Annotated in this window: 9 protein-coding genes, 1 tRNA gene and 1 pseudogene; 8 read left to right on the top strand and 3 right to left on the bottom strand. The window is 69.4% G+C overall.

Going from position 1 to position 14,127, the window contains the following annotated elements; genetic code table 11:
- From ACFYO2_RS15345 to ACFYO2_RS15330, 4 genes and pseudogenes are all read left to right on the top strand, one after another.
- Positions 1 to 1,329: an ABC transporter permease gene (locus ACFYO2_RS15345; protein ID WP_388348725.1), complete on the top strand. Its 1,329-nt coding sequence runs from the start codon at positions 1 to 3 to the stop codon at positions 1,327 to 1,329.
- 978 nt (positions 1,330 to 2,307) lie between these two features.
- Positions 2,308 to 3,876, top strand: a complete 1,569-nt coding sequence (locus tag ACFYO2_RS15340; protein WP_388348723.1) for a serine/threonine-protein kinase — start codon at positions 2,308 to 2,310, stop codon at positions 3,874 to 3,876.
- Positions 3,877 to 4,373: 497 nt separating this feature from the next.
- The gene (locus ACFYO2_RS15335) at positions 4,374 to 5,900 is read left to right on the top strand and encodes an SDR family oxidoreductase (RefSeq protein ID WP_388348721.1); all 1,527 of its coding nucleotides are present in this window, start codon (positions 4,374 to 4,376) and stop codon (positions 5,898 to 5,900) included.
- 30 nt (positions 5,901 to 5,930) lie between these two features.
- Positions 5,931 to 6,491: pseudogene (locus ACFYO2_RS15330) on the top strand (FAD-binding domain-containing protein); the annotation flags it as partial.
- 44 nt (positions 6,492 to 6,535) lie between these two features.
- Here ACFYO2_RS15330 and ACFYO2_RS15325 read toward each other — a convergent pair.
- Positions 6,536 to 6,609, bottom strand: a tRNA-Gly gene (locus tag ACFYO2_RS15325).
- 520 nt (positions 6,610 to 7,129) lie between these two features.
- Between ACFYO2_RS15325 and dcd the strand changes: the two genes are divergently transcribed.
- Positions 7,130 to 7,705, top strand: coding sequence for a dCTP deaminase (dcd, locus tag ACFYO2_RS15320; RefSeq protein ID WP_388348719.1), 576 nt, complete (start codon positions 7,130 to 7,132; stop codon positions 7,703 to 7,705).
- A complete protein-coding gene (locus ACFYO2_RS15315) occupies positions 7,702 to 8,199 on the top strand; it encodes a phosphoribosyltransferase (RefSeq protein ID WP_388348717.1) in 498 nt (165 codons plus the stop codon). The genes dcd and ACFYO2_RS15315 overlap by 4 nt, the downstream gene beginning before the upstream one ends.
- A gap of 88 nt (positions 8,200 to 8,287) precedes the next feature.
- Here ACFYO2_RS15315 and ACFYO2_RS15310 read toward each other — a convergent pair whose 3' ends face one another.
- Complete coding sequence (locus tag ACFYO2_RS15310) at positions 8,288 to 9,277, bottom strand: YIP1 family protein (protein ID WP_388348715.1); 990 nt, start codon at positions 9,275 to 9,277, stop codon at positions 8,288 to 8,290.
- Positions 9,278 to 9,419: 142 nt separating this feature from the next.
- Between ACFYO2_RS15310 and ACFYO2_RS15305 the strand changes: the two genes are divergently transcribed.
- Positions 9,420 to 10,487 (top strand): hypothetical protein, encoded by a 1,068-nt coding sequence (locus ACFYO2_RS15305; RefSeq protein ID WP_388348713.1) that lies wholly within the window; start codon positions 9,420 to 9,422, stop codon positions 10,485 to 10,487.
- Positions 10,488 to 10,559: 72 nt separating this feature from the next.
- Here the strand turns inward: ACFYO2_RS15305 and ACFYO2_RS15300 are convergent, their stop codons facing one another.
- On the bottom strand, positions 10,560 to 12,836 hold the full coding sequence (locus ACFYO2_RS15300; protein ID WP_388348711.1) for a heterodisulfide reductase-related iron-sulfur binding cluster: 2,277 nt from the start codon (positions 12,834 to 12,836) through the stop codon (positions 10,560 to 10,562).
- A gap of 241 nt (positions 12,837 to 13,077) precedes the next feature.
- Here ACFYO2_RS15300 and ACFYO2_RS15295 point away from each other — a divergent pair, with 241 nt between their 5' ends.
- Positions 13,078 to 14,118 carry an MraY family glycosyltransferase gene (locus ACFYO2_RS15295; protein WP_388348709.1) on the top strand — a complete coding sequence of 347 codons (1,041 nt, stop codon included), beginning with the start codon at positions 13,078 to 13,080 and terminating at the stop codon, positions 14,116 to 14,118.
- Positions 14,119 to 14,127 lie beyond the last annotated feature (9 nt).

Genomic DNA, 14,127 nt, shown 5'->3' with positions numbered 1-14,127 from the left:
ATGCGGTTCAAGCTCGAGCGGAACGGGGTCGGTCCGTCCCGCCGCTTCTCGTTCCGGTACACCGGCCCCCTTCACGGGCTGATCCCCAGGGCATGGAGGAACGCCGACCGCTCCGTGGAACGCTCCCGCCTGGCGCCCCACGACCTGTTGGCGGAGACCGTGGCCGGGATGCTGCAGCGCCCGGCGCGCTCGGCGCTGACCGCTTTGGGCACGGTGCTGGGAGTTGGCGCATTCGTGGCGATCCTGGGGCTGACAGCCACCGCATCCCAGCAGATCGACTCCCGGTTCAATGCGCTCACCGCAACCGAGGTGGCGGTGGAGGACACGGGCGGGGAACGCCCTGACCTCGTGCCCATGGCCTTCCCCAAGGACGCCGATGCCCGGATCGAGCGGTTGAACGGTGTCGATGCGGCGGGGGTGTACTGGCCGGTTCAATTCGAAGGCGGCGCCACCGTCCGCGCGGCCCCGATCGCCGGGGCCTCCGGCGGAGAGCAAACCCAGGTGGTCGCGGCATCTCCAGGCGCTCTGGAGGCTGCCGTCCCGCACATGGCCGCAGGGCGGACCTTCGACCGATTCCACGAATCCCGTGCCGACCAAGTCGCCGTCATCGGCTCCGGCATGGCAGCCCGTCTGGGCATCACCACCCTGGAGACCTACCCGGCCATCTTCATCGCCGACCAGCCCTTCACCGTGATCGGTGTCGTCGACGATGTGGACCGAAAGGCCGACCTGCTGCTCTCCGTGGTCATCCCGCGCGCCACCGCCGAAAGGATCTGGGGTCCGCCGAGTGACGGTGCCCGCGCCAGGATGCTCATAGCCACCCGCATCGGTGCTGCCGTACAAATCGCTGACGAGGCCCCCTACGCCTTGGACGCCGCCCATCCCGAGCGGTTCAAGGCCATTCCCCCTCCCGATCCCAAGACCCTGCGCACCGGCGTCACCTCGGACCTCAACCAGCTGTTCCTCCTGCTGGCTGCGATCTGCCTGGTGATCGGCGCGGTGGGGATCGCCAACACCACCCTTGTCGCCGTGCTGGAACGCACCGGTGAGATCGGCCTGCGACGCGCCCTCGGGGCCCGCGGGCGCCACATCACGGCGCAGTTCCTGGCCGAGTCCGGCATGCTTGGAACCCTGGGCGGGCTCGTCGGTACCTCGCTGGGCACCCTGACCGTCGTGGGAGTGGCACTGGCCCGCGAGTGGACTCCTGTCATCCACCCGGGCACAGTTGCCGCTGCCCCCGCCATCGGGCTGGCCACGGGTCTCCTCGCCGGGCTCTACCCGTCATGGCGCGCCGCCCGCATCGAACCCGCCGAGGCTCTCCGCCGCTGACCACTGTCTCCGACGCGCCGATGTCGCACTCTCAGCTTGGGAAGCGACGGCGCTTTGGCGGGCTTCATGGCGTTGACCTGCGCAGATACTGTCCCGCTGAGGTGCTCGTGAAGGTCGGATCGCACCGCTGCCGACCGTGGTTGCCTGCTCCTACGGGCACGCTGTGGGCACGGGCGCCACCAGCGGCCGGACCATACGCGCGGCGATGCCTGCGCCGAGCGGAACGCGTCGTCTCTCGGGCTGATGCGGAGTGTCCGTCGCGCCTGCACATGCCGGACCCCACGCTCACAAGTGGACCCGCGAATGTCGGTGAGTCGGCCCGCCCGGGGCGCCCGCCTGCTCAGGTTTGATCGTCGGGGTGGGCCAACTGGGAGCTGGCGAGAGCCAAGACGGGCACCGCTCGCCTGTGTGTCGAGGGTCTGCCCTGCGTCGGACGATCCTGTGTCGGACGGGGCCATGTTAACCTCGCCCCCGCACTCGCGAATTGCTCAACCGCTCGCCGTCCCGGACCGGATGAGACGCCTGGCGCACCAATTCCAGAAGCCCGGAGGGTGTTGGGCCCTCAGGCACAGCCGGAACGCCGGCGTGGAGTTGCTCAGGGCGAGCGGTCGGCTGGTCGGTCCGATCGCGTGATTGTCCGCAACACCGACACCGATGGGGGACACCCGCTCACTCGATCGGAGTGGGCACCGAGGTGGTACTGCACGACCTCGGGCTCTGCGACCGGATTGACCAGTTGGTCGCGGTGGGGCTGAACAACGTGCGATGGACACCCGTCGCCGTAGGTCACGAACCACGGAATCAACATGCCTCACGCACCTGTCGACGACTGCATCCGGTTGCCCTACCGGCAGGCAGGCTCCGGTCCCGCCCTGCCGCCCGCCCGCGGAACTCGCCGAAGAGCTCACCCGGCTCACGCCGGTCGGACACTGCGTGGGCGACGCCGTCAGCCTCACGGCTGTGGGGAGCGTGGCGTTCGTGTCTGAGCAAGGACGGCTGGTGGCCGGCAGATACCGGCTGGTGGAGCGCATCGGCCGGGGCGGCATGGGTACCGTGTGGCGTGCCCGGGACGAGTTGCTCAACCGCGAGGTAGCGGTCAAGAGGCTCCACAACTCCTCCCTGGACGACGACGTCGACAGGGCCCTTGAGCGCACACGCCGCGAGGCGCGCCTCGCCGCCCGGCTCAGCCACCCCAATGTCGTCGTGGTGCATGACGTCGTGGACGACGGGGGATCGCCCGCGATCGTCATGGAATACGTGCCGTCCGTCACCCTCGCCGAGGTGATCAGGAAGCTCGGGCCGGTCCCGCCGGAGGAGGCCGCCCGCATCGCAAGCGGGGTGATCGCCGCGCTGCGCGCCGCTCATGACGCCGGGGTGGTGCACCGCGACATCAAGCCCGGCAATGTCCTGCTCGGCCGTGACGACCGCGTGGTGCTGACGGATTTCGGCATCGCCGTGGCCGCCGATACCTCCCCGCTCACCATGACTGGCGAACTCATCGGTTCCATCGACTACTGCTCACCGGAACGGCTCGGCGGTGGCACGGCGGGCCCGGAGTCCGACCTGTGGGCGCTCGGCGTGCTGCTCTACGAGGCGGTGGAGGGCGAGCCACCGTTCCGCCGGGAGACCGGGATCGAGACGGCGTACGCCATCGTGTGGACGCCGGTGCCGTCCGCGCCCGCCGCCGGGCCCTTGGCTCCGCTGATCGAAGGGCTGCTGGACAAGGACCCCGGCGGGCGGCTGACCGTCGAGGATGTGGAGCGGATGCTCCAGACACCGCAGTCGGCATCCGCAGGCGCGGCAGCCCCGGTCCGGCGCGCGGCCGCCGGACCGGGAACATCCGTGCTGCCCGCCGGGAAGCCGCTCGCCGGGAACCGGCACAGATCGGCCGGAGTCGGCAAGGGCCTCCGGCCCCGGAACAGAAAAGCGCGGTGGCTCGCCGCGACAGCGGCCGTCGTCGCCATCGTGTCATGCGCGGTGATCATGGTCGACCGGATGCGCGGCGAGACGGATCGGCCCACCCATCACGCAAGGACGGAAATCATGCCGGGGGTCTCCTCTCCGTCTCCTTCATCGTCCGAGGCCGCAGCTTCCTCCACGCCCCGTCCAACGGAGCGCACCCTGCAGGCGCCGCCGGCGGCGGAGACAGAGTACGGGCCACTGCGGTCGGACGGATCGATCGACCCGGGCAGCAATGAGTACTGGGCGCAGAGCGATATCACGGTCAGGACGACGGAGACCCTGACGTCGCTCACCGTCGAGCTGCGTGTCGCGCAGACCGGCGGTGTCTCCTCGACCGGCTCCTGGCGGACCCGGCCCGAAGAGGACTTCACCCTCAACGTGGAGGAGGCAGACGGCTTCCTCGTCTACCGCTGGACACTCAAGGACGGGCGGACGGTGCCGGCCGGTGAGCACATGTTCGCGGGACAGTACAACCATGAGACCGGCAACCGGGACGTCGGCGGCGACTCGTATGTGGCCACCGCCACGGCGGACGGCGAAACATACTCGGTGCACGGCCCCTTCGCGTCGGCCTCCACCGACTGACGCAGCGCTGGGGCTGCCGCTGGATCCATCTCCCGAGGATTGACACCGTCCACAAGTAGACCTGGGGTTTCATCCTGGAGCGGGTGATGAGAATCGAACTCGCGCTCCCATCTTGGGAAGCGACGGCGCTTGGGCGGGCTCCATCGCTTTGACCTGCGTAGGTACCTTCCCTCCGAAGGGGTCGTGAGCGCCGGATCGAGCCGCTATCGACCGTGTCTGCCCGTTCTTACGGGCACGCTGTGGGCACGGACGCCACCAGCAGCCGGGCCATGCGCGCACGCGACGCTTGCGCCCTCCGGACCGCATCGTCTCTCGGGCTGGTCCGGAGTGTTCGTCGCTACTGCGAGGTTGCGGTGCTCGCCCTCGGCCCCAAGCATGGCCTCAGGGAACAGCGACAGAGCCCCTCGGAGGGGTACGTCCCGGGAAGACATGAGAGCCATGACGTTTCTTGCGGCCCGGTCCGCCGCCCGTCGCCGGACAAAGTGCACTCGACCAGCATGCGTGCGATCGGCATGACCGACGACGACCGGCCGCTGCCCTGTCTGGTCACCGGCGCCACCGGTTACCTGGGCGGCAGGCTGGTGCCGGAGCTGCTGGCGGCCGGGTACTCGGTGCGCTGCCTGGCCCGCTCACCCGGCAAGCTGCGGGACCATCCGTGGGCAGGGCAGGCGGAGGTCGTGCGCGGGGACGTGATGGACGAGGCGTCTGTGCGCGCGGCCATGGAGGGAACGGACGTCGCGTACTACCTGGTGCACGCGCTGAACACCGGGCGGGGTTTCGAGGAGACCGACCGGCGCGCGGCCAGGATCTTCGCTGAGCAGGCGCGTGCTGCCGGAATCCGGCGGATCGTCTACCTCGGCGGGCTGAGCCCCTCCGGAGTACCCGAGAACGCACTGTCACCCCATCTGCGGTCCCGCGCCGAAGTGGGCCGCATCCTCCTGGCCTCGGGCGTGCCGACCGCCGTACTGCGGGCCGCCGTGATCATCGGTTCGGGTTCGGCGTCCTTCGAGATGCTGCGGTACCTGACCGAGCGGCTTCCCGTGATGGTGACCCCGAGCTGGGTGCGCACCCGCATCCAGCCGATCGCCGTCCGCGACGTGCTCCGCCTCCTCGTGGGGTGCGCGCGGCTGCCGTACGACGTGAACCGAGCTTTCGACATCGGCGGGCCGGATGTCGTCACGTATCAGGAGATGATGCGGCGGTACGCCGCCATCGCGGAGCTGCCGAAGCGGGTCATCCTGCCCGTTCCGCTGCTCACCCCCCGGTTGTCCAGCCTCTGGGTCGGTCTGGTCACCCCGGTGCCGGGCGCTCTCGCGCGCCCCCTGGTCGAGTCACTGAAACACGAGGTGGTCTGCGCCGAGCGGGACATCGTCCGGTACGTGCCGGACCCGCCGGAGGGGCTGGTCACCCTCGACCGGGCGATCCGGCTGGCTCTGCGGCGCGTGCAGGACGCGGACGTGGCCACCAGGTGGTCCTCGGCCTCGACTCCCCGCGCCCCCAGCGACCCGCTGCCGACCGACCCGGACTGGGCGGGCGGCAGCCTCTACACGGATTACCGCGAGCGTACGGTCGCGGCGTCGCCGCAGGCTCTGTGGCGGGTGGTGGAGGCGATCGGCGGCGAGAACGGCTGGTACTCCTCGCCGCTGGCCTGGTCCCTGCGCGGCTGGCTGGACACCCTGGTGGGCGGTGTCGGCCTGCGCCGGGGCCGCCGGGACGCGATCCGGCTGCGGGTCGGCGACAGCCTGGACTTCTGGCGAGTGGAGGAGATCGAGCCGGGCCGGCTGCTTCGGCTGCGCGCGGAGATGCGGCTGCCGGGCCTGGCCTGGCTGGAGATGGCCGTCGACCCGGATCCACAAGGGTGCGCGGTGTACCGGCAGCGGGCCCTGTTCCATCCGCACGGCCTGGCCGGGCACGCCTACTGGTGGGGCGTGGCCCCGTTCCACGCCGCGGTCTTCAGCGGCATGGCCCGCAATATCGCGGCCGCGGCCGAATCGGCCGCCCCTGAACCGGCCCGTACCCGCTGAAGGGGATCGAGGAACCGTGCGCGTCTCGGTCGCCCTGTCCACCACCAGGTCCTGGCGGCCCGCCCTGAAGCGGCCGGCCACGACTACCGTCCCCGGCACGACCGTTGACGCCGCGCCCCGAGGGAGGTCGAGGCGTGGCAGGAGGGCCGTACGGGCTATCCCGTAGTCGACGCGGGCATGCGGCAGCTGCGCCACGAGGGCTGGATGCCGAACCGGGTCCGCATGCTCGCGGCGAGCTTCCTGACCAAGACGCTGTACGTGGACTGGCGGGTGGGCGCCCGCCACTTCCTGGACCTGCTGGTCGACGGCGACGTCGCGAACAACCAGCTCAACTGGCAGTGGGCCGCCAGAACTGGCACGGACACCCGCCCGAACCGGCTGCTCAACCCCCTTGTCCAGGCACGCCGTTTCGACCCCGCCGGGGAGTACGTACGCCGCTGGCTCCCGGAACTGAGGCACCTCGACGCCAGGACGGTCCACCGTCTCGCGCATCTCGACGAAGCGGCCCGTACGGGCGTGGACTACCCCGCCCCGATCGTGGACCTGGAGGCGGCCGCCACGAGATTCAGGGAGCGGCGAAGAGCCAGCTGACCGGACAGAAACAAACCCCAGGCCACTGACCTGGGGTTTCATCATGGAGCGGGTGACGAGAATCGAACTCGCACTCTCAGCTTGGGAAGCTGATGTTCTACCACTAAACTACACCCGCGTAAGACGCCGGTATCGACCGGTGTCGGAACGCACAGTCACTTTACCTCATGTCCGGCCCCCGGTGCTGAAGCCGTGGGGCCGCGGTGCGTTTCGGGGGTGTGAAGGGTGTGACTGGGCTGCGGGGGGCCGGAGTTGGGGCGTACGGTGGAGACGTGGGAGAGGGGCCGGGTGGGTCGGAGTGCCGCCTGGAGAGTCGTCTCTTTGATCCCGTAATGTGGCTTTTGTCGTCAGGCGAGTAGCAGCCAGACGCGGCTCTTGGGGAAGGGACTCATGGACTTGATGGAGCGCACCGTCGTCCGCTGTGCCGATGGGCACGTGTTCAGCACCGCTTCGTTCCCGATGCAGCAGGCCGAGCGGCTCGGTCCCGGACGGCTCGTCCGGTGCCCTCGGTGTGCCCGGCTCCGCAGTGTGGTGCCGGTGGCGTTGGAGAAGCATTAGTCACATCCGCACAGCGAGCAGCACAGGCGCGCGGGCCGTCCGATTGTGGTCGGTCCGCGCGTCTTGCGTATCCTCGGGGCGTGCTTCTCTCAGACAAGGACATCCGGGCCGAGATCGACGCCGGGCGGGTACGGATCGATCCCTTCGACGAATCCATGGTGCAGCCGTCCAGCATCGACGTACGCCTTGATCGGTACTTCCGGGTGTTCGAGAACCACCGGTACCCCCACATCGATCCCTCCATCGAGCAGGCGGATCTGACGCGGCTCGTCGAGCCGGAGGGCGATGAGCCGTTCATTCTGCATCCGGGGGAGTTCGTTCTCGCCTCGACCTACGAGGTCGTCAGCCTCCCCGACGATCTTGCGTCGCGGCTCGAGGGCAAGAGTTCCCTCGGTCGGCTCGGGCTCGTCACCCACTCCACCGCCGGGTTCATCGACCCCGGGTTCTCCGGGCACGTGACCCTTGAGCTGTCCAACCTCGCCACCCTCCCCATCAAGCTCTGGCCCGGCATGAAGATCGGGCAGCTGTGCATGTTCCGGCTCAGCTCGCCCGCCGAGTTCCCGTACGGGAGCGAGCGGTACGGGTCCCGGTACCAGGGGCAGCGCGGGCCGACCGCCTCCCGGTCCTTCCTCAACTTCCACAGGACCCAGGTGTGACCGACATACGGGAGAACCTGACCTACGAGGTGTTCGGCACCGCCGTGCGCGAGCTCGCCCAGACCATCGTCGACGACGGGTACGAGCCCGACATCGTGCTCTCCATCGCCCGTGGCGGGGTGTTCGTCGCCGGCGGGCTCGCCTACGCCCTCGACTGCAAGAACATCCACCTCGTGAATGTGCATTTCTACACGGGGGTGGGGACGACTCTCGACATGCCCGTCATGCTCGCCCCCGTCCCCAACGTCATCGACTTCTCCTCCAAGAAGGTCCTCATCACCGACGACGTCGCCGACACCGGCAAGACGCTCAAGCTGGTGCGTGACTTCTGCGTCGACACGGTCGCCGAGGTGCGCAGCGCCGTCATCTACGAGAAGTCGCAGTCGCTGGTGAAGTGCGAGTACGTGTGGAAGCGGACCGATGAGTGGATCAACTTCCCGTGGTCGGTTCAACCGCCCGTGGTGAAGCGCAGGGGACAGGTCCTCGACGCCTGAGAGTCCCGAATGAGTGAGTGAGAAAAAGAGAAGGGCTCCCGGCCGAAGCCGGGAGCCCCTTCGCGTTTCCTGGGACGTGCCGTGTTTCCTAGAACGTGCCCAGTTTCACGATCGACAGCAGGGCGATCAGCTGGATGGCCGAGGCGCCCAGCGCCTTCGGCCACGGCAGGTCGTGGGACTTGGACACCATCAGGGTCAGCAGGGCGCCGGCCGCGACCCAGGTGACCCAGCCCAGGATCTGGACGAAGCTCGCGTCGCCGCCGAAGAACATCGCGACGACCAGGCGCGGGGCGTCCGTGAGGGACATGATCAGCATGGAGAGGCCGACCGTGGGCTGCCAGGCGCCGTCGCCGCCGAGCTGGCGGGCCAGGGTGTGGGTGACCACGCCCAGGACGAAGGAGCTCAGCACCATCGCGACGGCGGTGATCAGGACGATCGGGACCGCGTTCGACAACGTGGCGTTGATCGCGTCCTCGCGGGCGCCGTCGAAGCCGAAGACCGCGAGCAGGCCGTAGAGGAAGGACACGATGAGCGCCGGGCCCCACACCGTGTAGTCGCGCATCTGGAGGAAGGTCTGGCTGGGGGACAGGACGATGCCCCTCAGGAGGTCCTTCCAGTGCAGGCGGGGGCCGACCGGGGTCACGGGGGCCGAGCCGGCGCGGTAGGTACCGCCCTGGTTGTAGGGGTCCTCGCCGACCGAGAACGCCTGGGTGTGCCCAGGGTTGTTGGCGGCGTACGGGTCGGGCCCGGGCTGCGGCGGGTACGTGCCGCCGTCGCCGAAGTACTCCGGCTCGTCGTAGCCGCCCGCCTGGGTGCCGCCGCCGTACTGCTGCTGCCCCGGGTGGGGCTGCGGCGCCGGCGGGTAGCCGTACGACGGTCCCTGGGGCGCGCCGTACGACGGCCCCGGGGGCGGCGTCTGCTGCCCGTACGGAGGTTGTTGCGGTCGCGCGTGAGGAGCGCCGTTGTCCCGGCCGCGTCCGATCCTGAATCCAGCCACGTCTTCGAACGTACCTGGTCCCGGAGAGTGACGTGCGGGGCCCGGCGTTCCGGGCCGGGCTTTGCGGCCGAGCTGTGACATCCCCTAAGGGGAGGTCCGGGGGTGTCTCAGGGTCTGGGTGCCCAGCCGACTTCGGACCTTCGGCGGCCCGAGTGTTTGTCTGTGACGGCAGACGCGTGATGATGCAGCTGTTCGAGTGGGGGAGTCGGGGGAGGGGGCGCTCATGCGCTCTGTGATGGTCGGGGGACTGGTCTGGGGACTGGTCTGGGTCGTACGGCTCTGCGCGCTGGTGGGGTGGGTGGCGACGGCGGTCGCGTGTACGTGGCTGCTCGGCGTCGCGCCCATGCCCCAGCCGTGGAACGGCCCGTTGGTGTGGGGCGCGGTCGCGGCGGGGTGCGCGGTGGTGCGGGCGCTGGCGTTGTGGGGGCTGCGGGTGCCGGCTGCGGTGGCCTGGTGGCGTCGACGGCGGAGCGGCGTCTCACTGAGCAAGGAGCGGCTCGCGGACCGCCGGGTCCGCCGAGGCCGCTGGGCCCGCCGAGGCCGCTGGGCCGACTGGGAGGACGTCCACGAACTCTTCTTCCGCGGCCACGAGATCTGGACCAAGCTGCGCACCGCCGCCGTATGGCTGCTCGTGGCTTTCTCCTCCGGCGCGTTCTTCGTCGCGCTGCTGACCGGGTCCGAGGCGGGAGGCAAGGCCGAGACGCTGCGGGACGCCGGTGCGGAGGTCAGTGCCGCGATGGTCGTGGAGAAGCCGGCGGCGGTTCGGGCCGACGTGGACGACGAGGACGTCGTGCAGGGATATTCGTCGCGGCTCGTCGTGGCCGTGGCCGGGGGACCCGAACGGCTCACCGTGAAGGGCGCGTACACCTCCGAGAAGCCCCGTGAGGGAACCGAGGTCGACGTCCTTTGGGCTCGGTCCGCGACGCGGCTCGGTGGTTACGTCCACGAGGGCAGGGACTTGCCGGCGATCGCCGCGGGGCGCTGGAAGGCGTTCCCGGACAGCGAGTTGGGCGGCACGATGCTGTTCGCCTTCATCCTCCTCGCGGTGGTCTTCGGCGGCGTTCTGGCGCCCGTCTTCACGTTGATGGCCGATGCCGACGATCTCCAGGAGCTGGCCTGGTCGCCCCTGGCCCAGACGGTCCGCGCCGCGCTGGCCGCGGCCGTGTTCCTGGGGTGGCGGCCGCTTCTGCTGGGGGAGCAGCCGCAGCTCGCCGAACTGATCTCCGCCGGGGGCGGTTTCTTCCTCGTCCTGGTGGTGTACATCGTCACGTCCATCCGCAGCCTGCGCTGACGGTCGCGCGTACGGCAGCGCCCCCATGCCCGGTCCGGACATGGGGGCGCCTCGACGCACAAGCGAGGTCGGCTACTTCACCGGCTGCGGCTCCGTCGTGCTCTCCGCGTCCGTCTCGCCGGCCGGGGGCTCGTCGTCCACCGGCGTCCTGACGGAGTCGAGGAGCAGCTGTGCCACGTCCACGACCTGGATGGACTCCTTGGCCTTGCCCTCGTTCTTCTTGCCGTTGACCGAGTCGGTCAGCATGACGAGGCAGAACGGGCAGGCGGTCGAGACGATGTCCGGGTTCAGCGAAAGAGCCTCGTCGACACGCTCGTTGTTGATGCGCTTGCCGATCCGCTCCTCCATCCACATCCGCGCGCCACCGGCGCCACAGCAGAAGCCGCGCTCCTTGTGGCGGTGCATCTCCTCGTTGCGCAGGCCCGGGACGCCCGCGATGATCTCGCGCGGGGGCGTGTAGATCTTGTTGTGCCGGCCCAGGTAGCAGGGGTCGTGGTAGGTGATGAGGCCCTCGACCGGCGTCACCGGGACCAGCTTGCCCTCGTCCACCAGGTGCTGGAGCAGCTGGGTGTGGTGGATGACCTCGTAGTCGCCGCCGAGCTGCGGGTATTCGTTGCCGATCGTGTTGAGGCAGTGCGGGCAGGTGGCGACGATCTTCTTCGCCGACTTCGGCTTCTTCGTCGACTCGTCTTCGTCGTCCTCGCCGAACGCCATGTTCAGGGCCGCCACGTTCTCCATGCCGAGCTCCTGGAACAGCGGCTCGTTGCCGAGACGCCGTGCCGAGTCACCCGTGCACTTCTCGTCGCCGCCCATGATCGCGAACTTGACGCCCGCGATGTGGAGGAGTTCCGCGAAGGCCTTGGTGGTCTTCTTCGCGCGGTCCTCCAGGGCGCCGGCGCAGCCGACCCAGTACAGGTACTCGACCTCGGACAGGTCCTCGATGTCGCGGCCGACGACCGGGATCTCGAAGTCGACCTCCTTCGTCCACTCCAGGCGCTGCTTCTTGGCCAGGCCCCAGGGGTTGCCCTTCTTCTCCAGGTTCTTGAGCATCGTGCCCGCCTCGGAGGGGAAGCTGGACTCGATCATCACCTGGTAGCGGCGCATGTCGACGATGTGGTCGACGTGCTCGATGTCCACCGGGCACTGCTCGACGCAGGCACCGCAGGTGGTGCAGGACCACAGGACGTCCGGGTCGATGACGCCGTTCTCCTCCAGCGTCCCCACCAGAGGCCGCTCGGCCTCGGCGAGGGCGGACGCGGGGACGTCCTTCAGCTGCTCCTCGGACGCCTTCTCCTCGCCCTCCATCGTCTTGCCGCCACCCGCGAGCAGGTAGGGCGCCTTGGCGTGGGCGTGGTCCCGCAGCGACATGATCAGCAGCTTGGGCGACAGCGGCTTGCCCGTGTTCCAGGCGGGGCACTGCGACTGGCAGCGACCGCACTCCGTACACGTCGAGAAGTCCAGCAGGCCCTTCCAGGAGTACTGCTCGACCTGGGAGACGCCGAACACGTCGTCGTCGCCGGGGTCGGTGAAGTCGATCGGCTTGCCGCCGGAGGTCATCGGCTGGAGGGCACCGAGGGCGGTGGAACCGTCCGCGTTGCGCTTGAACCAGATGTTCGGGAACGCCAGGAAGCGGTGCCAGGCCACACCCATGTTGGTGTTGAGCGAGACCGTGATCATCCAGATCATGGTCGTGCCCAGCTTGATCATCGCGGTGAAGTAGACGAGGTTCTGCAGGGCCGTGAGGCTCAGGCCCTTGAAGGCCAGGACCAGCGGGTACGACGCGAAGTACGCGGCCTCGTAGTGGTCCACGTGGTGCAGCGCGCCCTCGAGGCCGCGCAGCACGTAGATGGCCAGACCGATGGTGAGGATGACGTACTCGACGAAGTACGCCTGCCCCATCTTCGAGCCCGCGAACCGGGACTTGCGGCCGGGCCGCGAGGGCAGGTTCAGCAGGCGGATGACCATCAGTGTGGCGATGCCGAGGGTGGTCATCGCGGCGATGAACTCGATGTACAGCTCGTACGGCAGGAAGCCGCCGATCACCGGGAGCGTCCAGTCGGCCTCGAAGAGCTGGCCGTAGGCGGTGATGATGGTCGGCGGCAGCGTCAGGAAGCCGATCGCCACGAACCAGTGGGCGAAGCCGACGATGCCCCACCGGTTCATCCGGGTGTGGCCGAGGAACTCCTTCACCAGCGTCACGCTGCGCTGGTAGGGGTTGTCGGTCCGACTGCCGGCGGGGAGCGGCTGGCCGAGCTTGAAGTACCGGACGAACTGGCCGATGGCGCGTGCGAGCAGCGCGACGCCGACCACGGTCAGAACCAGCGACACGATGATCGCGGCGAGTTGCATTTCGGGCTCCTCGGGCCTGCGAGGGGTTTCTTCGAGGCGGCTCCGCGGAGGACGGCCTCGAAGATTACTAAGCGGTAACTTATGTAGTCCTCTGAGAGTACCCGCAATCCTGTGCCGCACTGTAGTCAGGCGTGCGGTGATCTGTGCTACTGAGGCAGACCTCAGTATGAGGTTCGGGGCGGCGCGCCGAGCCGATCCCGCCATTCATACCAAATCATGACATTCGGCTTAGCTTTGATCCGTGCTCCATGGAATCGCCACCGAAATCGCCACCGCCACCGCCGCCCTCCTTCTCTCCGCCGTCCTCACCGCCCTCGTGCGGGTCCCGGCGCTGCGTCTCGGCGTCCTCGACCGGCGCCGACAGCGCCCGCTCCCGTTGCTCGGCGGGCTGGCCGTCGTGCTCGTCACCTGCCTGGTCACGGCGGCCGGGGAGTGGATCGGTTTCGCGCCGCTCGTGGACGGCATCGGCACGCTGCTCGTCGCCGGGGCCGCCGTCGCCGCGCTGGGGCTGGTCGCCGACGTGCGGCGGGTCAAGGCGCGGTTCCTGGTGGGTGGTACGGCCGTCGCGGCGGCCTGCGTGGTGCCGTACGCCGAGACCGGGGTGCCGGGCGGGCTGCTGGCGGTCGGCTGGATCGTCTTCGTCGCCGTCGGCTTCCGGGCGCTCGACCACGCGGACGCCGTCGCGGGCACCGTCGGGGTCGTCACCGCCTTCGGGGTGGGGGTGCTGGCGGCGGCCGAGGTGATGGACGGGCTGGCCGCGCTGCTGAGCGTGCTGGCCGCCGCGCTGACCGGGTTCCTGATGCACAACTGGCATCCCGCGCGCGTGGGGCTCGGTTCGTGCGGGTCCCTGTTCACCGGGTTCGTGCTCGCGGCGGCCGCCGTGACCATGCGGACCGGGCACGAACCGGCGGCCGGCGCGGGGGTTTTGTTCGCGCTCACGGCCCTCGCGGGCATGGACGTCGTCCTGGTCCTGCTCTCCCGGCGGCTGGCCGGGCGGCCCCTGCTGCGCGGCGGCTCCGACCATCTCGCGCACCGGCTGCGGCGGCTCGGGCTCACCCCTCAGGGCGCGACGATTCTGCTCGGTGTCGGGGCGTCCTCGGGGGTACTCGTCGCGGTCCTCGCGCATCTGGGACGGATCGCGGACTCCGGGGTGTTGTGGGTGGCGGGGGGCGCTCTGGTCGTTGTACTCGCACTCCTTCGGGTAAGGGTTTACGGGCCTCGGAGCCCCCAGCGGATGCAATCACCGCAGGTCAGAGGTCAGTTGCGCGTAAGGAACGGATAAGAGTTGAGC

Origin of the sequence: Streptomyces sp. NPDC006602 (assembly GCF_042870385.1) — a bacterium.
Lineage (GTDB): Bacteria > Actinomycetota > Actinomycetes > Streptomycetales > Streptomycetaceae > Streptomyces.
The sequence above is the reverse complement of the archived record's forward strand: the minus strand, read 5'-3'. Positions and strand labels throughout refer to the sequence as shown.